The organism is Pseudomonas sp. NPDC089406 (genome assembly GCF_044900265.1).
GTDB classification, from domain to species: Bacteria; Pseudomonadota; Gammaproteobacteria; order Pseudomonadales; family Pseudomonadaceae; genus Aquipseudomonas; species Aquipseudomonas fakonensis.
In genome coordinates, this window is sequence record NZ_JBJDNC010000035.1 from 26,635 (window position 1) to 41,759 (window position 15,125).

Below are 15,125 nucleotides of genomic sequence, written 5' to 3' on the forward strand. Positions count from 1 at the left end.
GCCCGGCAGTTTATCCGTGCGCGCCAACCCTGCAAGCCGCGTCGTCCAGGGTGATCGCCTGGGGCGTGTCCGGGTCGCGCTGCTGGCGGCGGAACTGGCCCGGCGGCAGGCCATGAATCTGCCGGAAGCGCCGGCTGAAATAGGCCTCGTCGGCAAAGCCGCACAGCCGCGCCACCTCCCCCACCGGGCGGCTGCCATTGAGCAGGTAGTTGCGCGCCGCGTGCATGCGCCGCTCCAGCACCAGCTCGCTGAAGGTCTTGCCCACTTCCTTGCGCAGCCAGTGGGTCAGGTAGCTGGGGGCCAGATACGTGGCCGCCGCCACCTTGGGCAGGTTCAGGTCAGGGTCGTCGATGTGCCGGCGCAGGTAGTCGCTCATCCGCCCGAGGGCCGCGCGCCGGCTCTGCTCGGCGGCGTTGCTCTCAGCCAGCTGACGCAAGGGTTCTGCGTACAGGCTGCACACCGTGCCGATCAGTTGCAGCAGCAAGCCCTTGAGGATTTCGCGGCTGCCGAAGCCGCGGTTGGCATCCAACGCACGCATCTGCTCCAGTAGCTGCAGCACGTTGGCGAATTGCGCCTCGTCGAGGTGGAAGTCCAGGTGCTCCTGGAAGCGGAACGGCGACAGCTCCGGGGCCAGCGCAATCGACACGTCCTCCAGGTCCATCGGGTCGCAATCCAGGTGCGGCAGCAAGAAGGTCTGGGAGAAGTTGATCACCACAAAGTCGCTTTCGGGCGGGTGCGGAATCACATGCACCCGGTGCGGCAGGATGAACGCCAGGGTGTGGCGGGTGAACGGGCGCTGAACGGCGCCGATGTGCTGCACCGTGTCGCCACCCAGGTTGATCTGCACCTGGAAGTACTCGTGGCGGTGCGGCGCGGTTTCTGCCGGCCGGCCGCGGGCGTCGCGGATATGGAAGTCCATCAGCTCGCTGCGCTGCTGCATGACATAGGTGGGGACCTGGCGCTTGGGCGGCATGGTGGGGGCTCCTGTTGTTCTTGTTGCTTGCCCCGCGATTCTGACCACCCATCCAAAGCAAGGCAATAAGTTGTACGACGTCCAAACTCTAAGCCAACCTCTTCTTTTCAAAAAGCTCCCCGTACAACAGCCGCCGCAGCCCTTTATTTTCAAGACATACAGCCAATAACCCGGACAAAACCCCGCCTGGCAGATTTCTTGGACAATCCTTCAGCACCCCGCCTGCATTGAAAAAAACGGTCTAAAAACCCCGTTGATCCAAACCAGTTGTACGACCACTCTGAATAAGGACTGCAGCCCAACCTCTCCAAAAACAACAAACGAGGTCGACTCAATGTCGAGCACGCCCACTCCCCGCACCGCGTCTGCGCCTTTCGCGCTGGACGCCGCTCCCGCACAGCGCCTGCCCACCCGCCGCCGCTGGTTCATGCTCGCTCTGCTGTTGGTGGCGACCATCATCAACTACGTCGACCGGGTCAACATCTCCATCGCCGCGCCCTTCATGGCCAAGGACCTGGGCCTGGACAAGGTCGAGATGGGCCTGATCTTCTCGGCCTTCGCCTGGACCTACGCCCTGGCCCTGGTGCCGGCCGGCTTCATCGCCGACCGCTTCGGCTCGCGCCTGACCTATGGCGTGTCGCTGATCAGCTGGTCGGCGGTTACCGTGGCCCAGGGCCTGGCCAGCGGCTTTGCCTCGCTGTTCGGCCTGCGCCTGGCGGTCGGCGCGATGGAGGCACCGGCCTTCCCGGCCAACAGCCGCGCGGTCACCGTGTGGTTCCCTGCCCGCGAACGCGGCATGGCCAGCAGCATCTACGTGTGCGGCCAGTACCTGGGCACCGCGCTGTTCACCGGCGCCCTGCTGTGGCTGGCCACCACCTACGACTGGCGCCACGTGTTCTACAGCACCGGCATTGTCGGCATTGTGTTCGGCGTGGTGTGGCTGTTCCTGTACCGCGACCCGCTCAGTTGCAAGAAGGTCAGCAAGGAAGAGCTGGCCTACATCGAACAGGGCGGCGGCCTGGTCAAGAGCAGCCAGCAACGCACCCGCTTCGACTGGCGCCAGGTGGCCGAGCTGTTCCGCTACCGCCAGGTGTGGGCCATTTGCCTGGGCAAGTTCGCCAGCACCTCGGCGCTGTACTTCTTCCTCACCTGGTTCCCCACCTACCTGATCGAAGAGCGCCAGCTCACCCTGATCAAGGTCGGCATCTTCGCGGTGATGCCGTTCATTGGCGCCACCGTCGGCATCCTGCTGGCGGGCATCGTTTCAGACCTGCTGATCCGCAAGGGCTACTCGCTGTCGTTCGCCCGCAAGCTGCCGCTGGTGGTGGGCTCGATGCTGGGCATGTCGATCGTGCTGGTGAACTTCACCGACTCCAACGTGCTGTGCATCGCCGTACTGACGTTGGCGTTCTTCGCCCAGGGCATCGCCTCGTCTTCATGGGCGGCGGTGTCGGAGGTGGCGCCCAAGGAGCTGATCGGCCTTACCGGCGGCATTACCAGCCTTGCGGCCAACATCGGCGGCATCGTCACCCCCATCGTGATCGGCGCCATCGTGCATGCCAGCGGCTCGTTCGCCATGGCGTTCTGGTTCATCGGTGGTGTCGCACTGATGGGCACGCTTTCTTACTCGCTGCTGCTGGGCAAGCTGTACCGGATCGAACTGAAGACCACGGCCTGACGCTGCAACTGCGCTGCCTGCCATGGCCTCTTCGCGGGTAAACCCGCTCCCACAAGCCATGCGCAGGCACTGTGGGAGCGGGTTTACCCGCGAAAGGGCCGGCACAGCCACCACAGATGCCGGATTTGTCCAAAAGCCCCCCGCTTTCGTCCAACTTCCAGCGGCCAGCGCTGATTACGCTGGCCACTCGCAACCAGAGGATCCACCCCATGACGTACCTGTTCAGCCCACCGGCCATCGTCAGCCTGCCGATCCAGGGCAGCGACGCGCGCTTCCCCGTCGGCCGGGTGTTCTGCCTGGGCCGCAACTACCCCTGGCCGCAGGCCAGCGACCCGGCGCCCAGCGAGCCGGTGTTCTTCATGAAGCCCGCCTGCAACGTGGTCGAGGCCAGCGGCGAGCTGCCCTACGCCCCGGCCACCGAAGAGTTCTGCCACGAAATCGAACTGGTGGTAGCCATCGGCAAGGGCGGCGCCAACATCGCCCCGGCCGATGCCCTGGAGCACGTGTACGGCTACGCCGCAGGCCTTGACCTGACCCGCCGCGACCGCCAGCGCCAAGCCAAGCAGCAGGGCCTGCCCTGGGAAGGCGCCAAGGTGTTCGAGGCCGCCGCGCCGATGACCGCCATCGTTCAGGCCAGTTGGCCACTGGACGCCGAGCTGTGGCTCAAGGTCAACGGCCAGGAGCGCCAGCGCGCCCACCTGTCGCAGCAAACCTGGCCGCTGGACGAGGTCATCGCCCGCCTGTCACGCCTGCTGCCGCTGCGCCCGGGCGACCTGATCATGACCGGTAGCCCGCCCGGCGTGGCGCCACTGGAACCCGGTGATGTGATCCACGCCGGCATCGACGGCATCGCCGAACTGACCCTGCAGGTGGGCCCGCGCCCCGCCTCCCAAGCTGCCTGACCCCGGAGCCGAATATGTCGCAAACCCAGAACAAGAAAGTTGCATTGGTCACCGGCGCCGGCAGCGGCATCGGCCGCGCCGTGGCCCTGGCCCTGCTCGAGGACGGCTTCAGCCTGGTGCTCGCCGGGCGCCGCGCCGAACCGCTCGAGGCCCTGGCCGAACAGGCCCGCGCCGCCGGCCGCGAGGCCATGGCGGTGCCCACCGACGTGCGTGACGAGCACAGCGTCGCGGCGCTGTTCGCCGCCATCGAAGAGGTGCACGGGCGCCTTGACCTGATATTCAACAACGCCGGCATCAACGCCCCGGCGGTACCCATCGACGAACTGCCGCTGGAGAACTGGCGCAACGTGGTGGCCACCAACATCGACGGCGTATTCCTGTGTGCCCGCGCCGCCTTCGGCCTGATGCGCCGCCAGCAGCCCCAGGGCGGGCGAATCATCAACAACGGCTCGATCTCGGCGCACACCCCGCGCCCGTTCACCGGCCCCTACACCGCCAGCAAGCACGCGGTGCTGGGCCTGACCAAGGCCCTGGCGCTGGACGGCCGACCGTACAGCATCGTCTGCAGCCAGGTGGACATCGGCAACGCCCTGACCGAGCTGTCCGAACGCATGACCCGCGGCGTGCGCCAGGCCAACGGCGACATTGCCCCCGAACCGATGGTGGATGTACGCCACGTGGCCGACGCGGTGCGCTACATCGCCGCCCTGCCGCTTGAGGCCAACGTGCTGAACATGACCGTGATGGCCAGCAACATGCCGTTTGTGGGGCGTGGCTGAGCTGCCCGTGCACACATGAAACCCTGTGGGAGCGGGCTTGCCCGCGATACCGGCGCAGCCGGTGCCATCCATCGCGGGGCAAGCCCGCTCCCACGCCCTATTTCCCATCGCCCTACAGGTGGAGTGCCCCATGAAACCCGAAGTCCTGCAACTAAGTCCGATCCTCATCCCACAAATCCGCCAGCGCCTGGAAACCCTGTTCACCGTCCACCGCTACTACGAACAAAGCAACAAGGAGGCCTGGCTCGACGCCCACGCTGCCAGCATCCGCGGCGTCATCACCGGCGGCCATACCGGCATCAGCCAGGCCCTGATGGCGCGCCTGCCCAATATTGAAATCATCACCGTCAACGGCGTGGGCACCGATGCGATAGACCTGGCCTACGCCCGCGATCGCGGCATCCCGGTGTGCGCCACCATCGGCGCGCTCACCGAAGACGTGGCCGACCTTGCCATCGGCCTGTTGATCGGCGTGTGCCGCGGCATCTGCACGGGCGACCGTTTCGTGCGTGCCGGCCACTGGGCCACCAGCCCTACCCCGCTGGCGCCCTTGCCGCTGGCGCGCCAGGTGTCGGGCATGCGCGTGGGCATCGTCGGCATGGGCCGGGTCGGCCGCGCCGTGGCGCAACGCGCCGCCGCCTTCGGTTGCCCGATTGGCTACACCGACCTGCAGGCACAGGATGTGCCCTACAACTTTGAAGCCGACCTTGTGCAACTGGCCAAAAACAGCGACGCGCTGATTCTCGCCGCCGCCGCCGACAAGGGCGAGGCGCTGGTTACCCGCGAGATCCTCCAGGCCCTGGGCCGCGACGGCTACCTGATCAACATCGCCCGCGGCAAGCTGGTGGACGAGCCGGCGCTGCTCGCCGCCCTGCAGGCCGGCGAAATCGCCGGCGCCGCCCTGGATGTATTCGCCGACGAACCGCGCGCCCCCGAGGCGCTGTTCGAACGTGAAGATGTGGTGCTGCAACCGCACCGCGCCAGCGCCACGGTGCAAACCCGCACGCGCATGGGCGAAATGGTAGTGGCCAGCCTGGTGGACATCTTCGCCGGGCGCAAACCCCAGGGCCTGGTGCAGTAACCAGGGCAAAATGCCAGCACGGGCGATTCGGTGAACCCCGTCACCGCCGCGTCGCCCGGCGCTTGCAGCCTGTGCAGCGAAGCTTTAGCGTGTGCCGCTTCGACGCAAGGAGCAGCGCCATGGCCGCCTACCTCACCCACGACCTGACCCTGGAACTGGGCGATGAAACGCCCGAAGACACCAGCATGAACATGCTCGCCTTCCGCGAGCGCGGCACCAGCCTGGTGATCGCCCGCAGCGCGCTGCCGCCAGGGCAAACCCTCGAAGACCTCTACCAGCAGCAACTGGCCCAGTTGCGCGAACGCCTGGGCGCGGTCATCAGCGAGCCACACGCGACGGTAACCGGCGCCGCCGGCGACATCATGGGCCTTGAAGTCAGCCTGCAGTTCAAGCGTGGCGAGGTACTCTCCTACCAGCGCCAGCTGGCCTATACCCCGCCCGGGCAAGCGCGTTTCGTGGTCATGAGCTACTGCAAGCCATCGCCGCTGGCCGACGACGACCTTGCCCACTGGCAAGCGATCAAAGCCAACCTGCGCCTGAACTAACGCCTCACCCCTCGATACAGGAAGCAGTTCATGGATCAGAACCTGCACGCTGCGCGCCTGGGCGACTTGATCGTGCACCCCCCGCTGGCGGCCGAACTGGCCAGTGCCCTGACCGAGGCCATCATCTATGGCGCCGCAGCCATCGCGGTGGGTGCAGCCATCGGTGGCGCGGTCGTTGCGGTCGTCGGCACAGGCGGCGCGGCAGCCTTTTTGACGCCAGTGATCGCCGGCGCCATCGTTGGCGCAGCCAGCATGTTGCCTGGAGGGGAGGACAAATCGGTCGGCGATCGTATCTCCGATTTCAGCGATGCGGTCGGCAATGCACTGTGGCCACCGGTTCCGTGCGGCAGCATCGACAGCGGCTCGCACAACACCCGCATCAACGGCATCGCCGCCGCCCGCGCCGCCGGTATCAGCCTCGGTCGCCCGGATGACGAGCCTGCAACTGCGCAAGAGCCTGCCTTCGCGGAAAACGTCGCGTCCTACGCAATGGCCGCCGCCAGCTTTTTCATCCCTGTGATAGGCCTGGCCGAGGAAGTGCGTAACATCATCAACCCACCGGTCACGACGCCCGCTGATCCAGGCACCCAGGCCGCGACCAAAGATACCGTCAAGTGCGACAAGCACCCGGCCCCGACCTTTTTGGCGCAGGGTTCCGACAAAGTCTTCATCAATGGCCAGCCGGCCGCACGGGTGGGTGACAAGACCACCTGCGACGCGCCCATAGATGTGACCTTCTCGCCGAATGTGCGCATCGGCGGCGGGACCCTGACGGTCCAGGACATCCGCGATGGCAAAAGCGCGCTGTCGAAATGGATCGGCCTGATCTCCGGGATGCTCATTTCGCGCCGGGTCAAGACACGCACCCGCCCACGCAAGGCTCCGCGGCCGGGCAAGGGGCCACGCAAACCGTACATTTCCTGCCATATCGGTTCGCCGGTGATGGTGGCTACCGGGGCCAAGCGTCTGACCGGTGGAGTGGACACCGATTTCAACCTGCCCGGTTTGATCCCCATCGACTGGGCTCGCCAGTACCACAGCCTCGACCTGCGCAGCGACGGCGTCTTTGGCCAGGGCTGGAGCCTGCCCTACGAAGTCGAACTGCGACGGGTGCGACATCCCGAAGGGGGCGAGCTGTGGATCTATGTGGACGACGAAGGGGCGCGTCTGGAACTCGGGCAGCTACGTCCAGGCCACGCGCTGGTCAGTACCCTGGATGGTCTGGCCTTCTATCTGCAGGATCACGGCATCACTGTCGTGGAGGATATCTTCAGCGGTGAGTACCAGGTGTTCGAGAGCGACCCGCACGACGCCTGCCGTTCACGACTGATCCAGTTGGGCGACCGCAACCTCAACCGGCTGGACGTGCGCTACGACCAGCAGGGTCGGCTCGCCAGCCTTGTGGACCCCGTAGCCCTGAGTGCGGTCGAGCTGTACTACCCGGATGCCCAGGCACGCCAGGTGACTGAAGTGCGGCGGCTGTACCTGGCCAGCGCGGACGGTTTGGCCGTGGCACGGCGGGAGTGCCTGGCCTGCTACACCTACACGGCCAACGGTCAGCTCAGCGAGGTACGCGACGGTCAGGGCCAGGTACTGCGACGTTTTTCCTATACCGAGCAACGGCTGATGGCCAGCCATACCCTGCCGACCGGTGCGGTGATGCACTACCAGTGGCAGTGCTTCGAGGTGCCGCAGGCCGGCCCTGCGTGCACCAGCATCCATGCCGCCGATGACCTGCCCGCGCTGCTGGAACAACGCCCAAGCCAGGAGTGGCGAGTTATCCGGCACTGGTGCGACGGGGCCGAGGACTATCACTTCGCTTACGATATCGCCGAAGGGCAGACCCAGGTGACCGACAACCTCGGGCGGCAACGTCGTTACTACTGGGGGCATCACTACGAGCTCTATCGCTACATCGACCCAACGGGCGGCGTGTGGCAGAACCACATCCGCGCAGGCCAACTGGTCGCCACCTCCGACCCGCAAGGCAACCAGTGGCAGTACCAGCATGACGAACTGGGCCGTGAAATCAGTGCCAGCGACCCCCTCGGGCGGACCACCTTCATCCGCTATACCCCTCATTGGGCACTACCGACCCAGGTCGTCGACGCCGATGGCCGGTGCAGCCGCAATACCTACGACCGGCATGGCAACTTGCTGTCCACCACCGACCCGCTCGGACAGACCACGCGTTATCGCCATGATGTGCATGGCCGGGTCGAACAGATCACCGACGCGCAGGGCAAACACAAGTACCTGCAGTGGAACGGCCGTAACCAACTGCTTCGCTACCGCGATTGCTCGAACCAGCAGACGCGCTACACCTATGACGAAAACGGCCAGCTGAGTGCACGCTTCGATGCCCGGGGTGCTTGCACCAAGTTCCATCACGATGCAAAGGGTCACCTGCAGCAAAGCCGGCGCGCCGACGGTAGCATCGATCGCTTCGAGGTCGATTCGCAAGGTCGCCTGCTAAGCCATACCGATCCGGCCGGGCAGATGACGCAATGGACCTACGACGCCCATGGGCGTCTGGTGCAACGGACCGATACGCTGGGGCTGACCCTGTGTTTTGCCTGGGACGCCTATGGCCGCCTGTCTCGGTTGGTCAATGAAAACGGTGAAGCCTACCGCTTCGAATGGGACGCCCTTGACCGCCTGTGCGCCCAGAGAAACCCTGACGGTGGGGCGCGCAGTTACCGCTACGATGCCATCGGCAACCTGCTGCAGACCCAATTGCACCCGGCAAGCGAAGCCGAGCCATCGTTTCCCGACAGTCCGCCGGAACCACCGGCACAGGTGCACAGCTGGTACTTCGAATACGACTCGGTCGGCCGCCTGCTGCGCAAGCGCAACGACGATGGAAACACCGAGTACGCCTACAATCTGGCAGACAACCTGGTGTCGATTATTCAGACCGATCACGCAGGCGGCCAGCAGTCCCTGGCGTTCGGCTATGACCTTGCAGGCAGGCTGAACAGCGAAACCAGCGCTGCCGGCACCTTGCACTACAGCTATGACGCTTTGGGCAACCTGCAGACATGCACCTTGCCCGACCTGCGTCAGATCAACCACCTGTACTACGGAAGTGGCCACCTTCATCAACTCAACCTCGACGGCCGGCTGATCTGCGACTTCGAACGTGACGAGCTGCACGCCGAAACCCTGCGTACCCAAGGCCGCCTGGTTACCCGCAGGCGCTATGACGGCAACGGCCGCCTGGTGCAGAAGCACCTGAGTGCCGCCGGTGCCTCACTGGCGCAATTGCCCCTGCTGCAGAAGGACTACCACTACGACCCCTGCGACAACCTGATCCGTGAAGTGCTGACCCAGGCCCAGCATGGCGCCGAAGACCACGGCATCGGTGGCGAACAGCGGATGGGGCACTTGCACCCAGGCGCACACCAGACCGGTAGTTATCAGAGCACCGTCCACTACGCCTACGGCCCCACCGAGCGCATTCACGGGGCAACCCGCGAGATGTCGGGCCAGGCTCAGCGTACCGAGCAGTTCGGCTACGACAAGGCCGGTAACCTGCTCGACAGCCAGCGTGGCGGCCCGGTCCGCCACAACCGGGTCAAGGTGTATCAGGACAAGCGCTATCGCTACGACCGCTTCGGCAGGCTCAGTGAAAAGCGCAGTGCCCAGCAGTTGATCCAGCGCTTCCATTACGACGCCGAGCACCGCCTGACCCGTATCGAACAACAACGGGGGCCTGTGCGTGAGCGCATCGAATTCACTTACGACCCACTGGGCCGGCGTACGTCCAAACGCCTCTGGCGCGACGGCCACGCCGAGCCGCTCAGCCGCACCGACTTCAGCTGGCAAGGCCTGCGCCTGCTGCAGGAGTGTCAGGACGGCAAGCCAAGCCTGTATCTGTATGCCAGTGCCACTGACCATGAGCCCCTGGCGCGGGTCGACGGGGCTCCAGGGCAGGCGCAGATCTTCTACTTCCATGGCAACCTCGCCGGCCTGCCCGAGCAACTCACTGACCACGATGGCCAGACGGTCTGGCGCAGCGACTACGAGGTGCTTGGCAAGCACCGCGACGAATGGCATTCGCCGAGGCACAGCCAGCAACAGAACCTGCGTTTCCAGGGGCAGTACCTGGATCGTGAAACCGGTCTGCACTACAACACGTTCCGCTTCTATGACCCGGATATCGGGCGCTACACGCAACCTGACCCGATCGGCCTGGCCGGCGGCATCAACCTGTATCGCTACGCACCCAACCCTCTGCAGTGGGTCGACCCACTGGGGCTCACGGCGCTCAACGGGGCCCAGCAGCAGGTAGATGCGATCCTGATGGAACACCTGCCGGCGATTCAGGCCATCGATCCTAACGCCAGCATCGGCTACCGCGGCAGCATGGCCAGCGGCATGAGCAAGGTCCACGACCCCGCCCTGACAAGGCCCATCAACTTCAAGGACTTCGATGTGGACGGGTTCATCATTTCCGACCACCTGGCCCAGGACCCCGCATTCACCAACCGCAGGCGCGACGCCAAGATGATCGGTGGCATGCAGGAGATCGAAGCCTCCATCGACGCCAAACTCAGAAAAGCCTTCCCGGGCTTGAGAGACGAACCCTTTGGCTTCAGGATATTCCACACCCACGAAATGGACGACCTACGCCGCAAAGGCGACGTCCAGCGCAGACTAGGCTGTTGATACCCATGACTGGAAAAGACCGGTGGTTGATTTTCGTTTTGCTTGAGGACTGCCCGTTCGAGCAGCTGCTGCGCCGCACGCAACAGGCGTTCGGCCAACCCTTGCAGTGCAAGGATGACGAAGGCCGCTATGTGGCCAGCGCACAGCTTGGCGAGTTCGAGGTGCAAGTGATCGACAAGGAGGACCGCCTGGGTGAGTTCCTCAGCGACGATCACTACACCCTGCGTGTCGCCATCCATGGCGATGATCACTTTACGCTGAGCTTCGAAAACCGCATCAAGGCGCTGCTGGCGCAAGCCGACCTGAAATGGCAGCGGTTCGTGTGGGCTCCGGACAGGACCCCTGCGCAGGCATGAGCCTGAGGCCCTGAGCCACTCCGCCAAGCCCGCACACCGACCGGCGCAATCCTGTAGGAGCCGGCTTGCCGGCGATGAGGCCGGAACTGCAACACAAAGCCTGGCCCTTTTATCGCGGCCCATGGCCCCATCACCGGCATGCCGGCCCGCCATCACCGCGGCAAAGAGCACGGTGCCGCCATGCACCCCCATGGCAACAAAAAAGGCGCAGGTATCAACAACCGAGCAGAATTCAACCTGTGGAAAAAAGAGTTCTGGGCAGATCAGGCCCGCAAGGCGCTTGATCGCAAAGTTGGCAAAACCTCCAGTGGAGCATGTGAACTATGAACCCGGTAATTGAAGGAAAGCTTCAGCAGTTGTTCAACGACCACCCCGGCCTGCTGGGAAAACCCGCGAGCGACGAACAAATCAACAACGCGCAGCACGTGCTGGGCATTACTTTTCATCCAGACTACGTCGAATTCATCAAACGCTTCGGCGGCTCGTTCGCCGGCATCGACATCCATGCATTCGAAAATGGCAGCCTGATCGGCAAGCAATCCGTCACCGAACTGACGGCGAACTTTCGCGATAGACACGACACTTGCGGATTGCCGGAACTGCAAGGAGCATTCGTCATATCAGGCGACGGCAGCGGCAACCCGATCCTCATGAACAGCCAGGGGCAGCTTTACCTGTACCTGCACGATGAAGGAGAAGTCGAACTGCTGGCACCTTCGCTAGAAGCATTGTTGACGTCCTCGTTTCCCTGAGCGGGCTCATTCGCACAACGGACTGCAACATCGAGCACCGAATACACGGATGACCATTGGTTACACTCAGGACGACCCGACAATGATCAGCAGCAACCTCATCAACCAGCCGGCCTATCTAAACTTTCTCGACACGCTGCAACAGCGGCTCGGCCAGCCGGTGGGTAAAACGCCGCTGGAGCAGGGCCTGACCGACTTCTACGACCACTGCCTGGCACTGGCAGGGCTCGACGCCAGTCCGCTGCTGGCGCTCATCCAGCAACAGCCGCAGGCAACCCAGAACTACATCTGCGCCAAGCTCGACGCCTTTTCCGAGCCCGAAGGTGGCGAGGACAATATCGTCGACGAGCCCCTGCCTTCGACAATGCCGCTCGGGCACCTGATCGAGTTCGCCCTGCTTGGGCAAGACGACGGTATCGCCAACTACCTCGAGCAATTGCGCGTGCCCAAAGCCAGGCAATATCAGAAACAGATCGGCGAACTGTTCGCCGGATGCTTCGCCTGAACCTGGCACATTCACCTGCACCAAACGGGAAACGACATGCTGCTTTCAACCGGCCAGATCGAACAGGCGCTGCACCAACGCTTTACCCCATTGCTGGAGGAAATGCCTGAGCTGGAGGTCTACCTGCTCAAGCCACGCTGTGCGCCCTGCCCGGTCGGCCAGCTGGAGCGAAGGTTGAACGTGCAACTGCCGCCTGCGTTCACAACGTTTCTTGAGCAGTACGATCTGGATGATTTCACCTTGGGGCCGATCACGTTCGGTATTGCCGGCGACTATCTCGAACACCTGATCGCGCTGAACCACGAGCAGGCTGAAAGCCCCTGGTGGAGCACGCCACAACGCCCGGCGCAGCAGTTGGTGATCGCCACCTCAGACCCTTACGCCATCGTGCTCGACTGCAACGATCAGCAGGTCTACGCCATTACCTACACACCCACTGCTCAAGACGGCCTGCCGGTCGCGGCCAACTTCGAGTTGTTCGTTCAAGGCATTGCCAGCGGGTTTCTGCACGCAGCGGATGCAGAGGTTATTCAACGCCTGGTGCAATCACGGCACCCGGATTTCTGGCAACAGATCTGAAGCTCAATACAGCCCATGAAGACATTCGCCAACCTCACCCTCTACGCCCCCGGCATCGTGCTGTTCGACCCGCAGACCCTGCTGGCTTTCCTGCAACGCCTGGGTATCGAGCCCAGCAATGTGTTCGAGTTGTTCATCAACGATCAGGCGATCGGTAACCAGGCTATCCGCCAGGGGGTGATCTTCCCCCTCTACGAGATTGCAGAAGACGACTACGCGGTGTTTTGCGAAGCGGGCCAGACCGTGCCCAAAGGCGCCTGCCCACACTTCACCTATACCGGCGCGCCGTTGCACATCACGTCCGGGGTACTGATTACCGCCGACCTGGGGGCACTGATGGAATGGGACCCGCAGTACTTTGGCAATTACCTGGCCAACTACGAAGACCGCCTGAACAACAACAATTACCTCGAGGTGCCCACAGGCAAGTATCTGGTGAGCATCAGCGGCTACAGCGGGCTCGAAGCGCCGCTGCATCCACGCGGGTACGGCTTGCGCTTCAACTCTGTACAGCAGTTGCCTGACACCCTGCCAGATGAAGATTTCGACTTCGCCCTAAAAGGGGCCATGCAATGACCAACGCCACCCATTCATCACTCGAGCCCACCCATGACACCTGAACAATTCCTCGCCAAAGTCGCGTTCGTGAAGCAGCGACAACCTGCCTGGTTCATGGCCCAAGACCCTGACTGCGCAACCCTGCAGGCCGTGCATGACGCCGAGCAGTCACTTGGGGTGAAACTGCCTGCGCCCTACGTGCTGTTTGCTACCCGTCTGAATGCCGGGTATTTCGCCTTCATCAACCTGTTTTCCGTCGCCCCGGACAGCGACTGGAACATCGTGGCCCGCAACGCCGAGTTTGATCTTCCGGATGACATCGTGGCGTTCAGCGACGATGGAACAGGCGGCTACTATGCCTTTCGAATCGACAATGGTCGCTGCCTCGAGCAGGTGGTCTACCACGATACCGATACCGGCGAAACCCAGGACACCGGGCAGGGCTTTTTCGATTTCGTGATCGAGCACGCCTTCCAACCGGAATACTTCGGCCTGCAGCTGCCCTGATCACCCCGTCACTTTGCACGGCGCAACTGACCAATCCACGCGGGAAACGCCCCCACATGAGCAACGCTGCCACAGCGGTATGGAACGCCAGAGTCGCCATCGAACAGCACGACCTGGGTCAACTGCAACAGATCCTTGCTCCGCAGCCCGAACTGGCCACGCTGTCGATCAACACCGAGCCCGGCTACCGCAGCCTGATGCACATCGCCGCCGCCAGCGGCAACCTCGAGGCCTGCCTGTACCTGCGCGAGCTGGGCGTTGCAGTGGACGCGGCGGCCCGCCGGGAAGCCCGCGCCACCCCGCTGGGCGAAGCGGCCGCCAGCGGCCAGCTGGCCACCGTAACCTGGCTTATGCAGCAAGGCGCCCGGGTCGATGGCGCGCCGGAGGCGGTGGCCAACCCGCTGCTCAATGCGGTGCGCTTCGGCCACCTGAGTGTGGCCGAGCAGCTGCTGCAGGCCGGGGCGGACGTCAATCGCCTGCATGCCAACCTGCACCAGACACCGCTGGATCTGGCCAAGGTCTGGAAGCACGTGGAGCTGCAGCAACTGCTTCAACGCAGCGGCGCCCAGGCAATGCTCGACAACAGCATCGACTGGTCCACACAGCACCTGGGTGCCATCGGCCATTACGTCAGCCAGACGGCCGGCCCGGTGTTGCCCATCGCTTACTGCCACGACGTGCAGGGGCACGCGGTGCAACTGCGCCTGGCCAACGTCGAAAACAAATGGCGCTACAAGTTGCTGTTCACCCTGGGGCTGGCCGACTTCGAGCCGCGCACCGAACTGTTCTTCTGCCTCACCGACAACTGGCCGGTCAGCGCCAGCGCCGCGCAGTCGGGTGCACCGCTGTCGTTTCCCATGAAGCTGCTGCTCAGCCTCGCCGGGCATGTGGTGGGTGGCGCTAGTATCGAAGAAGGGCTGGTACTGACAACGCAGAGCGAATTGGCCAGCACCCTGGCTTGGCCCAAAGGCATCGGCGCCGTGGTGGTGGTCGACTACGTCTGGAACCCGCAGGGGGCCGCCGACAGTGAAGCGATCAGCGACCCGGTCAAACTACTGATGCTGGTACCGGTGGCTGATAGCAAGCTCGGCAGCATCGCCACAGCGGCCAAGCTGGCCAAGTTCGTGGAAACAAAGCGCAGTGCACGCTGGAACGCCATCGCCCTGCCGTTTGAGGCATAAGCCTGTATGGCGTGGATGGCACCGGCTGCGCCGGTGCCATCCACCGCGTCGCCTGCTT

At 63.9% G+C, this 15,125-nt stretch carries 15 protein-coding genes; 14 read left to right on the plus strand and 1 reads right to left on the minus strand.

The features are described 5' to 3' along the window. Window positions 1–10 precede the first annotated feature (10 nt). Window positions 11–973 carry an AraC family transcriptional regulator gene (locus ACI2KK_RS22060; protein ID WP_217888146.1) on the minus strand — a complete coding sequence of 321 codons (963 nt, stop codon included), beginning with the start codon at window positions 971–973 and terminating at the stop codon, window positions 11–13. 334 nt (window positions 974–1,307) lie between these two features. Here ACI2KK_RS22060 and ACI2KK_RS22065 point away from each other — a divergent pair, with 334 nt between their 5' ends. The 14 genes from ACI2KK_RS22065 to ACI2KK_RS22130 all read left to right on the plus strand — a co-directional run bounded on the left by ACI2KK_RS22065 (window position 1,308) and on the right by ACI2KK_RS22130 (window position 15,067). Next, window positions 1,308–2,651: an MFS transporter gene (locus ACI2KK_RS22065; protein ID WP_217842254.1), complete on the plus strand. Its 1,344-nt coding sequence runs from the start codon at window positions 1,308–1,310 to the stop codon at window positions 2,649–2,651. Window positions 2,652–2,860: 209 nt separating this feature from the next. Continuing rightward, entirely contained in the window at window positions 2,861–3,553 is a 693-nt protein-coding gene (locus ACI2KK_RS22070) for a fumarylacetoacetate hydrolase family protein (RefSeq protein ID WP_404670592.1), read from the plus strand. Window positions 3,554–3,567: 14 nt separating this feature from the next. Further along, on the plus strand, window positions 3,568–4,332 hold the full coding sequence (locus ACI2KK_RS22075) for an SDR family oxidoreductase (protein ID WP_217888144.1): 765 nt from the start codon (window positions 3,568–3,570) through the stop codon (window positions 4,330–4,332). Between the two features lie 130 nt (window positions 4,333–4,462). Beyond that, complete coding sequence (locus tag ACI2KK_RS22080) at window positions 4,463–5,413, plus strand: 2-hydroxyacid dehydrogenase (protein ID WP_404670593.1); 951 nt, start codon at window positions 4,463–4,465, stop codon at window positions 5,411–5,413. Window positions 5,414–5,532: 119 nt separating this feature from the next. After that, entirely contained in the window at window positions 5,533–5,958 is a 426-nt protein-coding gene (locus ACI2KK_RS22085) for a DcrB-related protein (RefSeq protein WP_404670594.1), read from the plus strand. A 30-nt stretch (window positions 5,959–5,988) separates the two neighbouring features. Then, window positions 5,989–10,629, plus strand: a complete 4,641-nt coding sequence (locus ACI2KK_RS22090; protein WP_404670595.1) for an RHS repeat-associated core domain-containing protein — start codon at window positions 5,989–5,991, stop codon at window positions 10,627–10,629. 5 nt (window positions 10,630–10,634) lie between these two features. Continuing rightward, window positions 10,635–10,985 carry a hypothetical protein gene (locus ACI2KK_RS22095; protein ID WP_369990260.1) on the plus strand — a complete coding sequence of 117 codons (351 nt, stop codon included), beginning with the start codon at window positions 10,635–10,637 and terminating at the stop codon, window positions 10,983–10,985. A 180-nt stretch (window positions 10,986–11,165) separates the two neighbouring features. After that, window positions 11,166–11,312, plus strand: coding sequence for a hypothetical protein (locus ACI2KK_RS22100; protein WP_369990259.1), 147 nt, complete (start codon window positions 11,166–11,168; stop codon window positions 11,310–11,312). After that, window positions 11,309–11,737, plus strand: coding sequence for an SMI1/KNR4 family protein (locus tag ACI2KK_RS22105; RefSeq protein ID WP_404670596.1), 429 nt, complete (start codon window positions 11,309–11,311; stop codon window positions 11,735–11,737). The genes ACI2KK_RS22100 and ACI2KK_RS22105 overlap by 4 nt, the downstream gene beginning before the upstream one ends. Window positions 11,738–11,819: 82 nt before the next feature. Next, on the plus strand, window positions 11,820–12,242 hold the full coding sequence (locus tag ACI2KK_RS22110; RefSeq protein WP_404670597.1) for a hypothetical protein: 423 nt from the start codon (window positions 11,820–11,822) through the stop codon (window positions 12,240–12,242). Between the two features lie 36 nt (window positions 12,243–12,278). Then, on the plus strand, window positions 12,279–12,821 hold the full coding sequence (locus ACI2KK_RS22115) for a hypothetical protein (protein ID WP_404670598.1): 543 nt from the start codon (window positions 12,279–12,281) through the stop codon (window positions 12,819–12,821). Window positions 12,822–12,836: 15 nt separating this feature from the next. Further along, window positions 12,837–13,397 carry a hypothetical protein gene (locus tag ACI2KK_RS22120; protein WP_404670599.1) on the plus strand — a complete coding sequence of 187 codons (561 nt, stop codon included), beginning with the start codon at window positions 12,837–12,839 and terminating at the stop codon, window positions 13,395–13,397. Between the two features lie 33 nt (window positions 13,398–13,430). Further along, window positions 13,431–13,886, plus strand: a complete 456-nt coding sequence (locus ACI2KK_RS22125; protein ID WP_404670600.1) for an SMI1/KNR4 family protein — start codon at window positions 13,431–13,433, stop codon at window positions 13,884–13,886. Between the two features lie 56 nt (window positions 13,887–13,942). Beyond that, complete coding sequence (locus tag ACI2KK_RS22130; RefSeq protein WP_404670601.1) at window positions 13,943–15,067, plus strand: ankyrin repeat domain-containing protein; 1,125 nt, start codon at window positions 13,943–13,945, stop codon at window positions 15,065–15,067. Window positions 15,068–15,125 lie beyond the last annotated feature (58 nt).